Source organism: Legionella sheltonii, from assembly GCF_026191355.1.
Classification (GTDB): Bacteria; Pseudomonadota; Gammaproteobacteria; order Legionellales; family Legionellaceae; genus Legionella; species Legionella sheltonii.
The window spans coordinates 277,233-292,671 of the sequence record NZ_JAPHOQ010000001.1 but is presented as its reverse complement, the minus strand read 5'-3'; the positions used below and the strand labels follow the sequence as shown (position 1 = coordinate 292,671).

Genomic DNA, 15,439 nt, shown 5'->3' with positions numbered 1-15,439 from the left:
AATTCCTATGCGATTTATAGATCCTCGCTTCACACGAGGATCTGCTCTTGGTCTAATAAACTTGATAAGAATTATACATACCCCAGTAACCCACATCTCCCAAATCGTCATAACCATAGTAATAAGCATCATCATCATTGTAATAATCAATATCCCAGTAAGGACTGGTATGATAATACCCAACGGAATAGGCATATGCAGGAGTATAGGTGGGAGTATAGTAAACACGTTCTGTAACGCAACTTGTTACTAAGAACATGGTGCCTAACACCAGTAAAGCAAGCATTAATCTGTTCATAATCCCTTCCTTTTCATTAACTCTTAAGCGATTTCTCTTAAAAATTAGTAATAATGCCAATGATGCCAACGATGCCATCGATGCCAATGATGCCACCTATGCCAATGATGCCATCGATGCCAATAGGCATACTTTGTTCCAGCAGTGGGTAAATTATTATTAACGACTGAGGCATCTGTCCTTAGAGCTGGATTTTCAAGAGCAGGGGATAGAGCTGCAGAAGCAGGAAATGAACTTAAAAAGAGAGGGGTACTTAAGACTGCTGAAATAATTAGTTTTTTCATAATAGCCTCCTGACTCTTACTCATAAAATCTAATTATGGGTAGGTTAAGTATAAGACAAGAATGAATTTTAATCAAAGTGGTTTATTTTAATGCGAATAGAGGGGGTATTGTTATACGGGCGAAGGCTTTCCGGATCCTGAGCCTCTTGTTTTATTCACTCTGGAGATCTATGTAGCGTTTTAGGCTTCCTATTCATCACATAGGCTTGCACACCACGCTCCAAAACAACCTCCCAACTTGAAATTATTAAATGGTTCAGTCGGAAAAGTCACCACCCATATGTATAGAGAATAGACTATCGAGCCCAGTAGTTGTGCGTTTTTTGCACAATCTTTACTTATTTCTTTTCTCTGTATAAATGATTAGCCGATGCTTGTACCGTGGGCATAATCGTCATTTCTTCGATATCCATATGTTGTGGACGGGTGATACAATAAACTATGGCATCCGCTATATCCTCTGCCAGTAACGGGTGAAAATCCTGATAAAACTCTTTTGCTTTTTGTTTATCATTCCATCGAACTTCACTAAACTCAGTTTCGACAGCACCTGGTGCAATTTCAGTAATACGCACAGGTTTACCAAGCATATCCAGTCTCATTGATTTTGAAATAGCATGTACTGCATGTTTCGTTGCACAATAAACATTACCATTGGGGTAACACTCATGTCCAGCTATGGAACTGATATTTACGACATGGCCACGCCCCCGCTCTAACATTCCAGGAATCAAAGCTCGGCTAACATAAAGTAGGCCTTTAATATTGGTATCAATCATTATATCCCAATGCGCCTCAATCCCCTGCTGCAATGGTAATGTATCCAATGCTAAGCCTGCATTATTAATAAGAACATCTATAGCGTTCCACGGACTGGGTAAAGAACCTAACTGCTGTGTTACTTGCTGATGATCACATACATCCAAAGGCAAAACATAGTGTTCTTTACCAAAATGTTGGCTCAGCTCTTTGGCTAAAGCCCCAAGACGCTCAATACGTCGAGCACAGAGAATCAATCGAGCTCCATGTTGTGCACATAAGCGGGCACAAGCTTGACCAATGCCGCTCGATGCCCCAGTCACTAAAATAATTTTATTCTCTAAATCATTCATCTCTTGCCCCTCATTGTTTACAACTGCAAAACGTTCTATTGATTTTGGCCAAGCGAGTAGAATTGTCAACAGCCCTACTTGAATTTAAAACAATAGAAGTAATCAGTGAACCTATTTATCACCAAATGAAGTTACAAAACATTTCAATATGTCCTATTAGGGTATCTTTAATATAACAATTTGTTCTTTGGATATCTAACTTTGCTGCAACAACTCGATTACTTCATCGTCTGTAGTTTGCGAAAAATCATTGTACCATAATCCTACTGCATAAAAATTAGTCGGGCGCATTGGACAAATGATCTCATCAACTAAGAGCGCAATTTCATCACAAGTAGATTGTGCCGCAACAGGAACTGCAACAATAATTTTTGCCGGTTTTTTTTGTTTCAAGGCGGCAATTGCCGCTCGCATTGTATAACCAGTCGCAATGCCATCATCCACAAGAATAATAGTTTTTTCCGATAACTCAGGAAAAGGTCTCTTGCCACGATAAACAAGCTCACGACGTGATAATTCTTCTTGTTCTGATTTTTTAATTTTATCAATGGCATCTTTTTGTATATGCAATAGATTGACTACTTCCTGGTTAAATACGGCAATTCCTCCAGACGCAATAGCGCCCATTGCCAATTCTTCATGTCCAGGAGCCCCCAGTTTACGTACAATAAAAATATCCAGTGGGAGCGATAACTTAGTCGCTACTTCATAAGCAACAGGGACCCCACCTCGAGGTAATGCCAATATAACCACATCAGTCCTTGCCGCATAATCCTTAAGCAAATCCGCTAGAACACGGCCTGCTTGATTTCGATTATCATAATTCACGCCCTATTCTCCAAAAATGATCCATCAACTTGAAGTTTAGTCCATACTGATTGAGGTCAGCAAATAAGCAGGCAAGACATAGTTGATTCCATTTTGCGGTAATCTCCGAAGAGCTCTCTGTGCTATATTTTAACAATCAGGTGTGCTCAGGGAGGAAATAACGATGAATGTAACCGAAAAGATCATCAAAGCCCATCTTCTTGAAGGCAAAATGGAACCAGGGAAAGAAATTGCCTTAAAAATGGATCAAACGCTTTGTCAGGATGCAACAGGAACTTTGGTCATGCTTGAATTAGAAGCCATAGGACTTGAGCGAACTCAGGCAGAAATTTCCGTTCAATACGTCGATCATAATCTCATCCAAGAAGATAATAAAAATCCTGACGATCACCTCTTTCTTGCCAGTGCCGCGCGACGTTTTGGTTTTTATTTTAGCCGGCCTGGGAATGGGATCAGCCATGCCGTGCATATGCAAAATTTTGGAAAACCCGGTAAAACATTGACCGGCTCTGACAGTCATACGTGTGCTGCAGGCTCTCTAGGCATGATTGCCATCGGTTCGGGTGGACTGGAAGTTGCCATGGCCATAGCAGGTTATCCACTGTATATCAAAATGCCTAAAGTAATGGGGATTCATTTAACTGGTACACTGCCCAAATGGGTTAGCGCAAAAGATGTGATCCTGGAAATGCTGCGTCGTTATGACGTAAAAGGTGGTGTGGGTTACATCTTTGAATATTATGGTGAGGGTTTAAAAAACCTGAGCGCCATGGATCGCCATGTAATCGCCAATATGGGGGCTGAATTGGGAGCAACCACCACCGTATTCCCTTCGGATGAAATCACTAAAGAATTCCTGCAAAGCCAAGGTCGTGAAAAAGACTGGTTGGAATTAAAAGCAGACAAGAATACCGCTTATGATGAACATACAGAAATCAACTTATCTAAACTGATACCACTCATTGCAAAACCCACGAGTCCAGGCAATGTAGTTCCAGTTGCTGAAATAGCTGGGGAAGAAGTATATCAAACCTATATTGGCTCCTCTGCCAATCCAGGATATCGTGATTTTGCTATTGCAGCAGAAATAGTAAAAGGTCGAACCATTCATCCTAATGTGTCATTTGATATCAATCCAACATCACGAACTATCTTAGAAGAGTTGGTGCGCGATGGGCATTTAGGCAGTCTCATTCGCGCTGGCGCTCGCATTCATCAGGCAGGTTGTAATGGATGTATTGGGATGGGGCAGGCGCCCGCAACAGAAAAAAATAGTTTACGCACTGTGCCAAGAAACTTTCCTGGTCGCTCAGGAACTGATGAAGATAAAGTTTTTCTTTGTAGCCCTGAAACTGCCGCTGCATCCGCATTAACAGGGGCCATTACCGATCCTAGAACTTTAGAAATGCCTTATCCTGAAATCGAAATACCTAAGAAAAGGATATTAAACCCTGCATGTTTTGAAAGCCCTTTACCGTTAGAAGAGGCAAAAAAAATAAAATTAGTTAAAGGTCCTAATATAATCACCTTACCCGAATTCGAACCCTTACCTCATTCGTTGAAACTACCCGTGTTACTTAAAGTCGAGGATAATATTTCTACCGATGAAATTTCTCCAGCCGGTGCGAAAGTGCTTCCTTACCGAAGTAATATTCCTAAAATTAGTGAATTTACTTTCGGTCATGTCGATCCAGAGTATGTGGCGCGCACCCAAAATCATAAAAAAGGTCATGTGATTGTAGGCGGAGAAAATTATGGCCAAGGCTCAAGTCGCGAACACGCAGCGTTAGCTCCTCGCTATTTAGGTTTAAGAGCAGTCATTGCCAAAAGTTTTGCCCGTATCCATTGGCAAAATCTGATCAATTTCGGCATTTTGCCTTTAACCTTTAAAAATCCTAAGGATTATAATGCTATCCACCTCAATGCTGTGGTTGAAATCAAAAACCTTCCGGACATTCTGGAGAAAAAATCATTCACGATAAAAATAAACGATAAAGACGTAGAAGTGGAACAAACTCTATCCCAACGCCAAATCGAATTATTGGTTGAAGGCGGCTTAATAAATTGGGTGAAAACAGATTTGAAAAAGAAAAATAAAAGCAAATAAAGTGGAGAATTGCTCTACGATTAATCAAAATTCAATTTTGGCCCTAAAGGTACGATTTGCGTTGGGTTTATGGTTTTATGACTGAAATAATAATGTTGCTTAATATGTAAAAAGTTTACCGTTTCACGCACTCCAGGATGGTGATAAAGACGTTTCAGATAGGGTTGGAGCCCTTCATAATCACTAATTCGTTGCTGGTTTGTTTTGAAATGACTGTAATAAACGGCATCAAAACGGATTAATGTCGTAAAAAAACGCCAATCAGCCTCTGTTAACTGTTCACCTAACAAATACTTTTGGTTACGCAAGCGCACATCCAGTTCATCAAGCAAAAGAAACAATTGGCCATAGGCCTCTTCATAGGCCTGTTGTGTGGTTGCAAAGCCACAACGATAAACACCATTATTAATTGCATTATAAATTCGGTCATTCAAGGCATCGATTTCAGGACGAATTGGTTCCGGGTAAAAATCTTGATTATCCCCTGTTAAATGATTAAACGCCTGATTAAACTGACGAATAATTTCTGCTGATTCATTATTAATAATCGTTTTTTCTTTTTTATCCCATAAAACCGGTACGGTCACTCTGCCCGTATATTTATCATTTGCTTGCAGATAAAGTTCGTATAAATAATTCAATCCATAAAGCCTATCTCCAGTAGCGCCCATCCCGTTCTTAAACTCCCATCCTTTTTCAAGCATGTGCGGATGCACAATCGAAACCTCAATATAATCCTCGAGTTTCTTGAGCTTTCTGAAAATCAAAGTACGATGTGCCCAGGGACAAGCCAGGGAGACGTATAAATGGTAACGTCCCTTTTCAGCAGGAAATCGAGCATTTGGTTCATTGGTGATTGCAAAGTGAAATTGGGATGATTCTCTTTTGAACTCCCCTCCAGTTTTAGAAGTATCATACCAGACATCATGCCACTGACCATCAACGAGAAGCCCCATGATTTTTCCTTGTGAATTTAAGTCATTCTGAAAAGAGCGCCTATTAACCGACTGCTTTTTTCATAATCATAGATGATGTTATAGGTTTAGGCCACAGCAGAAAACAATCCAATCCCGGCTGTGCAGCCTGGATTTATAGGTCTACTCTAGAAAACCCAGGTGCCGAGCACAGTTCTGTTTCTCTACCCTCGAATACCGAAATGCAATCTGATTAGCGCCATTTAATGTTCCTTTAATAATCAAACGATATAATGGATCAACATCATGTATTTTGTGCAAGCAAGGATGCCTCATTAACGAATCTTAAATATGAGGTAGAGAAAATGAACAGCAAAGAAGAATATTACATTGGCGTTTGTGTCAAAGATACGAATCAGGAGAACGGGCCTGGACATGTATCAACATTTGTTCACAAGGTCAAAGATGATACCCCGAAGACCCATCACTTTAGTTTATTCCCAGGACTAATTGGAAGTATACTTAATGGATTATCATTCGGATCAATCCCTGTTCAAGGACAATATGCTCAAGATCATAAAGAAGATATCAAAGAAGCAAATGATGTGTTACTTAAAAAGGTAAGTAAAGAGCAATACAAAAAGGCGAAGCAAGCACAAAAAGAAATAAAAAAAGAAGTAGACAACAACCAATGCATTTATTCGGTGTTCGGAGAACAAAATCCACTTGCATCAGCGTTTACCAAGCTATTTACAGGTGGTACAGGAGCAAAACTATCAATAGAAAACCATCAGAAGGAAAATGGTTGTTTCGTACCAGAAGATTTTGACGGCAGTATTGGCACTCTGTATCGAGATCATCATCATCCAACTTCAGAACCGAAGATTAAAGTCGAAAATTGTGCTTCTTCTGTAACCAAGATATTAAACCAAGCTAATATTTCCGTTACAAATCCCCAAATACCAACTTTCTTTAAACAAGTAATGCAAGAACAGGGCTTCGTTAACGTTAAAAAAGAAAATTTAAGTACTTTTGGTATAAAACTTGATTAAACTCCTAAGAACCTTCGGGAAATCTACCTGCTTAACGGACCATTCCGTTGAGCTCGTATGATTCCCGAGTTTCTGCTTCACGCACCCGGACTCTTATTTTAATTTCTTGTTCTCATGCTATGATGCATAACTCAATCATTTTTTAATCCATTAATGAATAGAAAAATAATATGCATTGGCGGTATCACCATTGATCGAAAATTAACATCAATTCATAAGTTGCAATTGGGAACTTCTAACCCTGTTTCATCTATTTCAACCTTTGGCGGTGTGGCTCATAATGTAGCTCAAAATCTTGCTTTGTTGACTGACAAAGTTCATCTTTGCAGCGTGGTCGGTCAAGATAATTATGGACTAGAAGCAATAGCCCATTTAAAAAGTCTGAATATCCAAACCAAAAATGTTCTTACCCTTCCTAATAAACCGACAGCTCATTATGATGTCATTCTTGATCAAGAAGGAGAATTATTCTTTGCTTTAGCGGATATGGACATTTTTGATCATGTTCCGTTTCATTCGTTTACCCAATCCTGGGATGAATGGGATAGTGACACACTTGTTTTTTTGGATACCAATTTACCGAAAGCAATTATCGAACATACAATTCAAATAGCACGTACTAAAAATATTAAATTATGCATTGATCCGGTCTCTGTAACTAAAGCACAAAAGCTCCCCACCCGCCTGGAACACGTTTTTCTACTGAAACCCGATCGTTTTGAAGCAGAAGCACTGACTGACATCCGCATTCATTCAGTAGCGGATTGCATCAAAGCAGGTCATTTATTATTGGATAAAGGGGTAAGAAATTGCATTATCAGTTTGGGTAAATCAGGCTATGTACTGGTTAATGAAACGGTACAGGAACATTTCCCAGCATTTTTTATTGACCCGATTGTTGATGTCAGCGGCGCAGGCGATGCATTTGTTGCAGGAATTCTGTATGAGTTAAAACACCATGCCACCTTAATTGATGCCTGTAAAACAGGGGCAGCGATGGCTGCTTTAACCATACAATCTTGCCATACAGTAAATCAACAAATTAATCATGAGACATTAAAAAACCTTCAGTTAACCCAAACATTAAGAGAAACCGATCATGCAGCAATTTTTTGATTATTCCCCAGAAGTAAAATTAGCTCTTGAGCATAAGAAACCGCTATTAGCATTGGAATCCACCATCATTTCTCATGGCATGCCCTATCCTGATAATTATGAAACGGCTCAGGCAGTAGAGCAAATTGTCCGCGACCATGAGGTAACGCCCGCAACCATTGCGGTGATTGATGGAAAAATAAAGATTGGTTTAACCGCAAATGAATTGCAACAATTTGCATGCAATAAAGATGTTTTGAAAGCCAGTCGACGTGATTTACCTTTCATCGTTGCCAATAAATATTCTGCTGGAACTACAGTTGCTGCCACCTTATTTTGTGCTGCGAAGGCAGGAATTAAATTATTTGCTACAGGTGGGATTGGTGGCGTACACCGAGGTGATGCGCACGATATTTCCGCAGATTTAATTGAAATTTCAAGAACACCGATCGCAGTCATTTGTGCTGGTGCGAAAGCAATTCTTGACCTGCCACGTACTTTAGAATTTTTAGAAACGATGAGTGTACCCGTCATTGGTTATCGCACTCAAGTTTTACCTGCTTTTTATACTGATTCTACTGATTATCCGTTATCAACCTGGGTAGAGGATGTACCAACTCTTGCTAAAATATTAGCTGCTCATTGGGAGATAGGTATGTCTTCAGGTATCTTAATCACTAATCCGATCCCTAAAGAATTTAATATTCCAATAGAGATCATCGAACCGGTAATCAGGAATGCCATCCAAAAAGCCGCGCAAAATAATATTTCTGGAAAAGCATTAACCCCTTTTCTACTCGCCGAAGTGGCTCAACTGACCCAAGGAAAAAGTTTACTTGCCAATATCGCTTTAATTAAAAATAATGCTCGCCTAGGGGCTGAGCTCGCACGTGCAATTTTCTAGTTCATTATAAGATATGAATCTCCTCTCCCACTTATAGGAGGGGAGTAGAAGTGAGCGGTTAGAAGGGAAAATTCCGACATTAATTAGTAGTCCCTTTAGCCATATAAGCTCCAATTGTGTCAGTTGTTCGTTCTTTTGCAACTAAAGAGCCTGACTCCGATGCTGAATAGTTCATATGCAGAGGATTACAAATCATGGCGCGAATCACTCTATGCCCCATTCCAGGCATACCTGCATGCATGACTTTTTTATTGTCTATGAGGAGTACATCCCCCTTTTCCCATAAACAGGATGAATAATAATTTCGCATTAATTGGGCCAGTTCTTTAACTTCTTCCTTATTAAAACAACTTCCTACTTTCACTGTATTCAAGGAAGAGCGTTTTATTTTTCTGCTGGCTTTAAAATGAGTTAATTTGGTGCGCAAAATTTTATACGAATTGGTAGGTGAGTTAAAAAAAGAAATAAAAATAATTGCAAGTTGTTCTACTGAGTTAAAAACTGAGGTGGGTAATTTCCAAAAAAACCGATGCCAAAACCATTTCTTCCCTTTATAGTCATTCATAAAGCATTTTCTCAGCTCATAGTTCAGGGTAGGAAGCTCAAACATATTGATTTGTAATGCTTTTTCTTTAGTAATCGGGTGTTCTAAGACACTTGGTTTATACATTAAAACAAACTGCTCCTCTCCCTCGCCAATCACCGGGAGTTTAAAGTCATTACATATTTTATGTACCGCATCCTGGCTAATCTGGTATCGGTCAGCCACTTCTGCAATGGACCATTTACAAACAAAAAAGGAATTTTTTTCCAATTTCTGTCTCAATGCATCGTGCAAATGGCTGTAAATTTTTTGTGTATTGATCAAACCAGTTTCACCACCTAATTCTGAAGGTTGAAAACAACAAAAACAAAGATAACTAGGCACATCAGCTGAATAATAATTTTCAGTATGAAATCCACCAAGATAAAGTGTTCCTCCAGTTTTATATACTGAATTGGTATGTAAAACATATTTGAGATTATTCACATGAACCCGACCATTTTCAGACATAAACGCTTCGCTAATACCGCGTAACTCAGGAATACTTAAAATGATCCGTTCAAATTGTTCATCCGTCTCGATATTAAAGCCTCTTAAGAGCACAGCTCCATAACGAGCCATATCATCGAGGATTTGTAGGGAATTGGATGCTAAAAATTGTTGCAGATATCCGACATCCGAAGATCCATTTGCTTCGATAACTAATGGCATTTCATGTTCTTCGGATAGAATAAGTCGTTCCTCCTGGCGGAGAAATCGGGTGACCACACCTTGGTATTCCTTGCGCATATCCCAAAACTTCCTTATTAGATAGCCATAAAAAACTATACCATAAAAAATGTAACTGCGATCAAAAGCGTTGTTGCTGAAAGAGTTCCTTCGCAAATAATATGATCTTCGAAGGAACCAAATGAAGCCCTTAGTTTGATTTAGAGTATTGCACTTTTTCAGAAAGCGATATTGCCAAGTTATATTCTTGCTGCCTATAAAAATCAGGCCAAGCTTTAATAAATTGGCTTAAATTTTTATTATCTACAAGAATTTTTCCTCTAATGTTTTGATTGGTTATTGGATCGGGAATAGGAGCGCTATTACTCACTGTAGGGAGATTAACGTATTTACTGTTTATCCATGTTTCTATAGAACTTTTTTCAAATGAATGTCCACTAGGACTTAAAACAGGCTCCTTCAGGGTGTTTAAAAGTATCGGATCCTTGATATCCTCTTCTACTTTCTGCAATTTTGCCCAATACTCTTCGGGACTTAAAGAAGTTGCTGAGACGTAATTAATAATCGTCTTAAGTTTGATATTGGGATAAAAATCCTTTCCTTCCTCCAAATCAGGATGAAGCATCAATAACTGAGAACGTTCATAGCTAATACCATCAGCCACCCATGTAACCGGATCTTTCATCACTTTCATTTGGCCAGAAATTATTGTTACCAATGGGCAAGAAAGTGCAATAAGTATCCCTTCTGGCAAATTGACAGTCGTCGATTCCAGTTTCGATCCCTTGGAGCCGTGTTGGGGAACATCGGCGTCAGTGCGGTAGGAGGTATAACCTTTCGATGGTGTTTCTTGTCCAAATTTAGGATTTATTCTATTTTCTACTTCATAACCATTTGCAGATAGAGTTTTTAATAATCCAGGAAGGTGAGGTTGTGTATTCTCATCGGTCATGTGAATTATCCCACCCACTGAATCAGCAATAACAAAAAAATCCTCAGACTCTGGATGCGCATTATTCAAAACCCACCCGTAGTCATTTGACAACATAAAACGTTGGGGTCCATCCGCTTGCCATTGTGCCAATTCTTTATTCCAGCTAATGGATTGAACCGTGAGCAATCCATCAACTCGGCTGTCACGGATCAACCATAATTTTGAGCCGTTTTCTTGCAAAAGAGCGACCTTTGAGGAGCAGTTCGATTGATTGCTTAACCAGGCAACCCTAGAAAAAAGAATGAGATTGGTTGCATCTGGACCCATTTTACCATAGATAAAAACATTCGCTTCTTGAGTATCTTCTTCTATCTTAAGTCGCATTTTTTCTCCTCATTATCAATGGGTATGCTTTGAACAAAGCAAAGGTTGTAGTTGGGACCACAAAACAATTTATTTTATTAAGGATTATTGATAATTCATGTTGCTAAAATCCCGCGATGTGTTCGCGGGATGCCGGACTAAAGCAAATTAGTAATAGATTCTAAATCGACTATTTGCAATTTTTTGATTAAAAATAAGAAACCATCCCAAAAAACGACTGGTCATCGAGTAGAAGCAACGGGTATTAATTACAAGCTCACTTTAGATATTTCATGATTATGTGCTTCGTCTTCTTTTTCTGGAGCATTATTTTTTTCTTGCCACCAAGACTTCAGTTGTTGGCCACCATGAACGGCTGCTTTATATAAATCGGGAAGAATGGATACAATCGCATCAAGAAAATCAGTAAATCCACCTTTATTAAAACCATAAATGCAACGGCTAAATTCAGCACCCTTTTTACTGAGGGCTATGGTATCGTCTTTCTTAGAAAAAAATCGATCCGTCTTAAAACCTAATTCGAATCTTTGTTCATAATCTTGTAATTCCTTGGCAAATACTTCCTCAACATCATCCGCAATCAAATGTCTAACTTGCACTTCAGTAAGAACCGGATAAAGTACAGCCATCATAGCCCGTATTGCTTCATTCTTGGTGAGATTAGGAATGGTATCTTTACGCTCCTCAGGACCTTGTCCAAGGCTCCAGTTACATGCTCCAACTAAAAGTGTTAATGCTTCATGATATTCAGCATAGGCTGTGGCGCGTTGGTTTATAAAATAAGCGGTAGCGGCCCAGCCTACCCAACCTAAAAAACCTACCACAGGAAGAAAAGACAAGGCGGTTGCGGTAACACCAAAAACAACACTTCCCGCAATTTTTTGATCAGTACTTTTTAATAGATTTGATTTTTCTTTAACAAGTGTAATGCATTGATTTAAAAATTCGATATGTTGTGGATTGGATGTTCTAAAATCCTGCCCCTTTTTAGTGTGAATAGCCAGCTTATTGCCATCAGCAGCCTCAGCAGCACTTTCAATAGTAAAATACTGCTGTGATTCTATTTGCCGTTTGTACAGAGCATTATTGATACCCAGTTGAGGAACTGGTGTAGAAAGTTGCTTTTTTATCCCTAGAAATTCGAATACTGATGGCATTTTCGCTTACCCTTAATAAAAAAAGGCATTCTAAATTTTCTTTAGCGGAATAACAATAAATAGATGCGCAAAAAATAGTTCTTATGAATTATTTAATACCGTAAAAAATCGTAGTGAAGTTGAGGACGCTCATTAATTTGAATTATTATGAGTCGGATAGATGAATTGATGTATTTAGATCTTTTTAGCGATTAATTGTTTAATATCAATTGCTATTTCTCGAATGGTTTGTTCTTTATAAATATCATTACGAATATCCAAATCAAACTCATCCTCTAAGTCAAAGAACAAATTAACCAAGTCCAGAGAGCTAGGAACTACCTGGTCAATTGACTGATCCAAATCAATTTCATCAGGTGGAATTTCTTGCGTTCTAGCAATTAAATTAACAACACGACGTTCTACTGTCTGCTCCATAAAAAATCCTTTTTTTATTCGACCGATATCATTTATGTCAAGACCTTTTATGAGTATACAACCTGCCTCCATTCAACTCCATTACTATTTATCTCTAACTTATTTCGGGAAAATTTTTCATTTCAAGTTCGGGGTGTCGATTTAAAATCCAAAACGTTTAAAACACTGTGCGCCCAATGATTTCATTGCACTGCATGGAATGATTGTAGTTGTCGCATCGGCATCATTGGCTATCTGAATAACATAGGAATGGCCATTAGAGCAGGCAACATTCCAATATGCTGCACCATTTTTATCGACCCCTTGATAAAAAGAACCAAGAGGAATACAGGGTTCGCCTGCTGCATTGATAATACCGCTTAATATTTGCGTTTTCTGATCGGATGTTCTGCTTAATAAGATGTCATTGGCAATATTGGCATAAATACCGAAAGAAAATGCCAAGAGGAAAAACATCATCATGGACTTACGCATAATACATCCTTTAATAGAATTGTATCCCCACAGGAAAATTTTGGTCTATATGATGTTATTCTAGGATATAGAATGGATTTCTCCATCTCTATTGGAAAAATTGATAAACAGATATATTAAAATTTTTACGATCGCGGTATGGGAGAACCCGTTCCAAAACTCATTCCAAACCGCAATCAATTAACGCTTAGCGTTCGTCACAAACCGTATAATATCCATGGCGAAAAGGATTGCTACGCGCTCTAAACTGATAATCACGACAATGTTGCCCGTGATCATCGGTATATCGTCTGTCCAAACGAAATGAAAAATCACCGAAATTCATATCTTGTTGCCATTCTCGTTCTTGACGGGCTCTATCTTCTTCGTCCATGTGTTTCAAAAATTTACTGAGTTTACTGGCATGACCTACAGAGAAAAAAGAAGCCATAAGTACAAGCACGATTATTTTTTTCATAACTAGACCTTAAAAAACACAAAAAGCATGTTATTAAACCATAATTGTTTTAAATAAACAAAAAATTAAAGGAACAATAAAGTATGTGTATACTATGAGATATTTAAGCCATTGAATTACAGGGATTTCTACATGACAGGACAGCCATTTAAAATCACTCTGCCTTTCTTTTTGTTCAGCATGATATTTTATCTTATAGTGCTTTCTTTTATTCAGTTTCCTTTAACTACCTTACTTAAACCCATTCCCATTGCGTTACTTATGCTCTTTGTCCTACAAATTAATTGCCACAAACAAGTAAAAGTCTTGTTACTTTTTGCCTTAGGATTTTCACTCATTGGCGATATTTTTTTAACCCTACCCATAAAAATGGCATTGCAAGTGGGAATCTTGGCATTTATGGCAACGCACGTTAGCTACATTTGTTTATTTTTAAAAAATAGGCAATTTCGAAGAAAAAATGTTCTTTCTTTTTTACCTGTCTTGGTATTCGTCTTAGTCAGCTTCTATTTTTTATCCCCCTATTTGGGAGAGATGAAAAAACCAGTAGCAGCTTATTTATGCCTGCTCACTTTAATGGTATTTTGTGCATTTCAAGTAAAACGGCAATCGCTTTTGACTCGGCTTGGAGCGATCCTTTTTTTATTGTCTGACTTTGTTTTGTCCTTAAACTTATTTGTTTTAGCAAACAATAAACCCATAGCCGTGCTCGTTATGCTTTTATATTACACCGCTCAATTTTTATTGGTCGTCAGCATCACACAGACCAAAGAAATAATCTTCCTTACATTGTATAAGCTATTTCGAGGGTTAAAACTGGCTTAGTAGGTTAGGTAACAAGGGAAAACAATCTCAAAAAATGTAACAAATAAGTGACCAACATAACCGTGGTGATATTGGCAATGAAACCCATCTTGTTTCTTCCTAAAATCAGCGAAGAAACGTATCTTGCCAATTCAGTCATGAACAATAAAATCAAATAGGTAGCCAAAATGATGAAGAATGCCCAATAAAGACATTCCTGGTTAAAATAGAAAGGAACAAATTCGCTAGTGAGGCCTGTCCCTTTTTTATAACATAAATTAAAAAAATAATGCCGGTCATAGATAACTAAAAAAATTATCGCGTACAAGCGAAGAAAATGGATATTGTACAACATAGTCATTCTCTGATTCCTTCAGATTTATGCTCAACCGTATTTGATGCAGCAACTGTCTTGAAAAAACGTTCAAGACAGTTGCTGCATTGATTGAGCTACATGATGCTTGAGTGTTTTTATCCTATTTTTTTATAGGAGTCATGGCCAATAAATCGAGCACCGGGTCCCTCATGAGTAATATCGGTTGCTTGCTTGTTCAGTATGGAAATTGCATCAATATTTTGTTCCTTTTTATCAAAATGACCACTCACACTCAATACTGACTCACACATGGGGTAAACAACGCTGAAAGAGAGCACATTTCCTACCTTATAACCGGTAATAGGTCTTTTTTGATTGATTGCTTGCGGGCAGGTTTTGGAGGCGACTGCCGTGGTGAAATAACCTTCTATTTTATTATCTGCCAAGTCAGTAAGCACTAAAATTGAACCGCGTTCATTTTTATAGGTCACTTCTTTTTGCGCAGCAAAGACAGAGTGTGCAAATAAAGAGGATAATGCTAGTGTCGCGCAAAAAAACGATTTAAAACTCATTCAGATACTCCCGGGTAATTTATATATTTGCAGCGGTTTAACAACGAGTTGGTGTGT

The 15,439-nt window shown here is 38.4% G+C and carries 18 protein-coding genes; 5 read left to right on the top strand and 13 right to left on the bottom strand.

Features of this window, described 5'->3' with window-relative positions:
* Positions 1-52: 52 nt before the first annotated feature.
* From OQJ26_RS01290 to OQJ26_RS01275, 4 genes are all read right to left on the bottom strand, one after another.
* Positions 53-298, bottom strand: coding sequence for a hypothetical protein (locus tag OQJ26_RS01290; RefSeq protein ID WP_265702101.1), 246 nt, complete (start codon positions 296-298; stop codon positions 53-55).
* Between the two features lie 44 nt (positions 299-342).
* Positions 343-582, bottom strand: a complete 240-nt coding sequence (locus tag OQJ26_RS01285) for a hypothetical protein (protein ID WP_265702100.1) — start codon at positions 580-582, stop codon at positions 343-345.
* Between the two features lie 338 nt (positions 583-920).
* Positions 921-1,694 (bottom strand): SDR family NAD(P)-dependent oxidoreductase, encoded by a 774-nt coding sequence (locus OQJ26_RS01280; protein WP_265702099.1) that lies wholly within the window; start codon positions 1,692-1,694, stop codon positions 921-923.
* A 195-nt stretch (positions 1,695-1,889) separates the two neighbouring features.
* Positions 1,890-2,522 carry a phosphoribosyltransferase gene (locus OQJ26_RS01275; RefSeq protein ID WP_265702098.1) on the bottom strand — a complete coding sequence of 211 codons (633 nt, stop codon included), beginning with the start codon at positions 2,520-2,522 and terminating at the stop codon, positions 1,890-1,892.
* Between the two features lie 163 nt (positions 2,523-2,685).
* Between OQJ26_RS01275 and OQJ26_RS01270 the strand changes: the two genes are divergently transcribed.
* The gene (locus OQJ26_RS01270; RefSeq protein WP_265702097.1) at positions 2,686-4,629 is read left to right on the top strand and encodes an aconitate hydratase; all 1,944 of its coding nucleotides are present in this window, start codon (positions 2,686-2,688) and stop codon (positions 4,627-4,629) included.
* Between the two features lie 20 nt (positions 4,630-4,649).
* Here OQJ26_RS01270 and OQJ26_RS01265 read toward each other — a convergent pair whose 3' ends face one another.
* Positions 4,650-5,585 carry a glutathione S-transferase family protein gene (locus tag OQJ26_RS01265; RefSeq protein ID WP_265702096.1) on the bottom strand — a complete coding sequence of 312 codons (936 nt, stop codon included), beginning with the start codon at positions 5,583-5,585 and terminating at the stop codon, positions 4,650-4,652.
* Positions 5,586-5,836: 251 nt separating this feature from the next.
* Between OQJ26_RS01265 and OQJ26_RS01260 the strand changes: the two genes are divergently transcribed.
* The 3 genes from OQJ26_RS01260 (at position 5,837) to OQJ26_RS01250 (ending at position 8,594) form a co-directional block, all read left to right on the top strand.
* The gene (locus tag OQJ26_RS01260) at positions 5,837-6,595 is read left to right on the top strand and encodes a hypothetical protein (protein WP_265702095.1); all 759 of its coding nucleotides are present in this window, start codon (positions 5,837-5,839) and stop codon (positions 6,593-6,595) included.
* Between the two features lie 153 nt (positions 6,596-6,748).
* The gene (locus OQJ26_RS01255) at positions 6,749-7,711 is read left to right on the top strand and encodes a carbohydrate kinase family protein (RefSeq protein WP_265702094.1); all 963 of its coding nucleotides are present in this window, start codon (positions 6,749-6,751) and stop codon (positions 7,709-7,711) included.
* Complete coding sequence (locus tag OQJ26_RS01250; RefSeq protein ID WP_265702093.1) at positions 7,695-8,594, top strand: pseudouridine-5'-phosphate glycosidase; 900 nt, start codon at positions 7,695-7,697, stop codon at positions 8,592-8,594. The genes OQJ26_RS01255 and OQJ26_RS01250 overlap by 17 nt, the downstream gene beginning before the upstream one ends.
* Positions 8,595-8,673: 79 nt before the next feature.
* On the opposite strand, the gene OQJ26_RS01245 is transcribed toward OQJ26_RS01250, so the two are convergent.
* The 6 genes from OQJ26_RS01245 to OQJ26_RS01220 form a co-directional block, all read right to left on the bottom strand.
* The gene (locus OQJ26_RS01245) at positions 8,674-9,927 is read right to left on the bottom strand and encodes a TauD/TfdA family dioxygenase (RefSeq protein ID WP_265702092.1); all 1,254 of its coding nucleotides are present in this window, start codon (positions 9,925-9,927) and stop codon (positions 8,674-8,676) included.
* A 130-nt stretch (positions 9,928-10,057) separates the two neighbouring features.
* The gene (locus OQJ26_RS01240; RefSeq protein WP_265702091.1) at positions 10,058-11,185 is read right to left on the bottom strand and encodes a U-box domain-containing protein; all 1,128 of its coding nucleotides are present in this window, start codon (positions 11,183-11,185) and stop codon (positions 10,058-10,060) included.
* A gap of 248 nt (positions 11,186-11,433) precedes the next feature.
* A complete protein-coding gene (locus tag OQJ26_RS01235) occupies positions 11,434-12,342 on the bottom strand; it encodes a hypothetical protein (protein ID WP_265702090.1) in 909 nt (302 codons plus the stop codon).
* Positions 12,343-12,516: 174 nt separating this feature from the next.
* Entirely contained in the window at positions 12,517-12,759 is a 243-nt protein-coding gene (locus tag OQJ26_RS01230) for an acyl carrier protein (protein ID WP_265702089.1), read from the bottom strand.
* Positions 12,760-12,900: 141 nt separating this feature from the next.
* Entirely contained in the window at positions 12,901-13,233 is a 333-nt protein-coding gene (locus OQJ26_RS01225) for a hypothetical protein (RefSeq protein WP_265702088.1), read from the bottom strand.
* Between the two features lie 187 nt (positions 13,234-13,420).
* The gene (locus tag OQJ26_RS01220) at positions 13,421-13,690 is read right to left on the bottom strand and encodes a hypothetical protein (RefSeq protein ID WP_265702087.1); all 270 of its coding nucleotides are present in this window, start codon (positions 13,688-13,690) and stop codon (positions 13,421-13,423) included.
* Between the two features lie 132 nt (positions 13,691-13,822).
* Between OQJ26_RS01220 and OQJ26_RS01215 the strand changes: the two genes are divergently transcribed.
* The gene (locus OQJ26_RS01215) at positions 13,823-14,515 is read left to right on the top strand and encodes a lysoplasmalogenase (protein WP_265702086.1); all 693 of its coding nucleotides are present in this window, start codon (positions 13,823-13,825) and stop codon (positions 14,513-14,515) included.
* Between the two features lie 4 nt (positions 14,516-14,519).
* On the opposite strand, the gene OQJ26_RS01210 is transcribed toward OQJ26_RS01215, so the two are convergent.
* Positions 14,520-14,855 (bottom strand): hypothetical protein, encoded by a 336-nt coding sequence (locus OQJ26_RS01210; protein ID WP_265702085.1) that lies wholly within the window; start codon positions 14,853-14,855, stop codon positions 14,520-14,522.
* 110 nt (positions 14,856-14,965) lie between these two features.
* Positions 14,966-15,382, bottom strand: coding sequence for an avidin/streptavidin family protein (locus OQJ26_RS01205; RefSeq protein WP_265702084.1), 417 nt, complete (start codon positions 15,380-15,382; stop codon positions 14,966-14,968).
* Between the last annotated feature and the right edge of the window lie 57 nt (positions 15,383-15,439).

What these genes read in the sequence shown, in the direction of transcription:
- OQJ26_RS01205 (WP_265702084.1), bottom strand. Translation starts at nt 15,382, where the DNA reads ATGAGTTTTAAATCGTTTTTTTGCGCGACACTAGCATTATCCTCTTTA.
- OQJ26_RS01260 (WP_265702095.1), top strand. Translation starts at nt 5,837, where the DNA reads ATGGATCAACATCATGTATTTTGTGCAAGCAAGGATGCCTCATTAACG.
- OQJ26_RS01210 (WP_265702085.1), bottom strand. Translation starts at nt 14,855, where the DNA reads ATGACTATGTTGTACAATATCCATTTTCTTCGCTTGTACGCGATAATT.
- OQJ26_RS01240 (WP_265702091.1), bottom strand. Translation starts at nt 11,185, where the DNA reads ATGCGACTTAAGATAGAAGAAGATACTCAAGAAGCGAATGTTTTTATC.
- OQJ26_RS01280 (WP_265702099.1), bottom strand. Translation starts at nt 1,694, where the DNA reads ATGAATGATTTAGAGAATAAAATTATTTTAGTGACTGGGGCATCGAGC.
- OQJ26_RS01250 (WP_265702093.1), top strand. Translation starts at nt 7,695, where the DNA reads ATGCAGCAATTTTTTGATTATTCCCCAGAAGTAAAATTAGCTCTTGAG.
- OQJ26_RS01255 (WP_265702094.1), top strand. Translation starts at nt 6,749, where the DNA reads ATGAATAGAAAAATAATATGCATTGGCGGTATCACCATTGATCGAAAA.
- OQJ26_RS01225 (WP_265702088.1), bottom strand. Translation starts at nt 13,233, where the DNA reads ATGCGTAAGTCCATGATGATGTTTTTCCTCTTGGCATTTTCTTTCGGT.
- OQJ26_RS01265 (WP_265702096.1), bottom strand. Translation starts at nt 5,585, where the DNA reads ATGGGGCTTCTCGTTGATGGTCAGTGGCATGATGTCTGGTATGATACT.
- OQJ26_RS01230 (WP_265702089.1), bottom strand. Translation starts at nt 12,759, where the DNA reads ATGGAGCAGACAGTAGAACGTCGTGTTGTTAATTTAATTGCTAGAACG.
- OQJ26_RS01270 (WP_265702097.1), top strand. Translation starts at nt 2,686, where the DNA reads ATGAATGTAACCGAAAAGATCATCAAAGCCCATCTTCTTGAAGGCAAA.
- OQJ26_RS01245 (WP_265702092.1), bottom strand. Translation starts at nt 9,927, where the DNA reads ATGCGCAAGGAATACCAAGGTGTGGTCACCCGATTTCTCCGCCAGGAG.
- OQJ26_RS01290 (WP_265702101.1), bottom strand. Translation starts at nt 298, where the DNA reads ATGAACAGATTAATGCTTGCTTTACTGGTGTTAGGCACCATGTTCTTA.
- OQJ26_RS01285 (WP_265702100.1), bottom strand. Translation starts at nt 582, where the DNA reads ATGAAAAAACTAATTATTTCAGCAGTCTTAAGTACCCCTCTCTTTTTA.
- OQJ26_RS01235 (WP_265702090.1), bottom strand. Translation starts at nt 12,342, where the DNA reads ATGCCATCAGTATTCGAATTTCTAGGGATAAAAAAGCAACTTTCTACA.
- OQJ26_RS01215 (WP_265702086.1), top strand. Translation starts at nt 13,823, where the DNA reads ATGACAGGACAGCCATTTAAAATCACTCTGCCTTTCTTTTTGTTCAGC.
- OQJ26_RS01220 (WP_265702087.1), bottom strand. Translation starts at nt 13,690, where the DNA reads ATGAAAAAAATAATCGTGCTTGTACTTATGGCTTCTTTTTTCTCTGTA.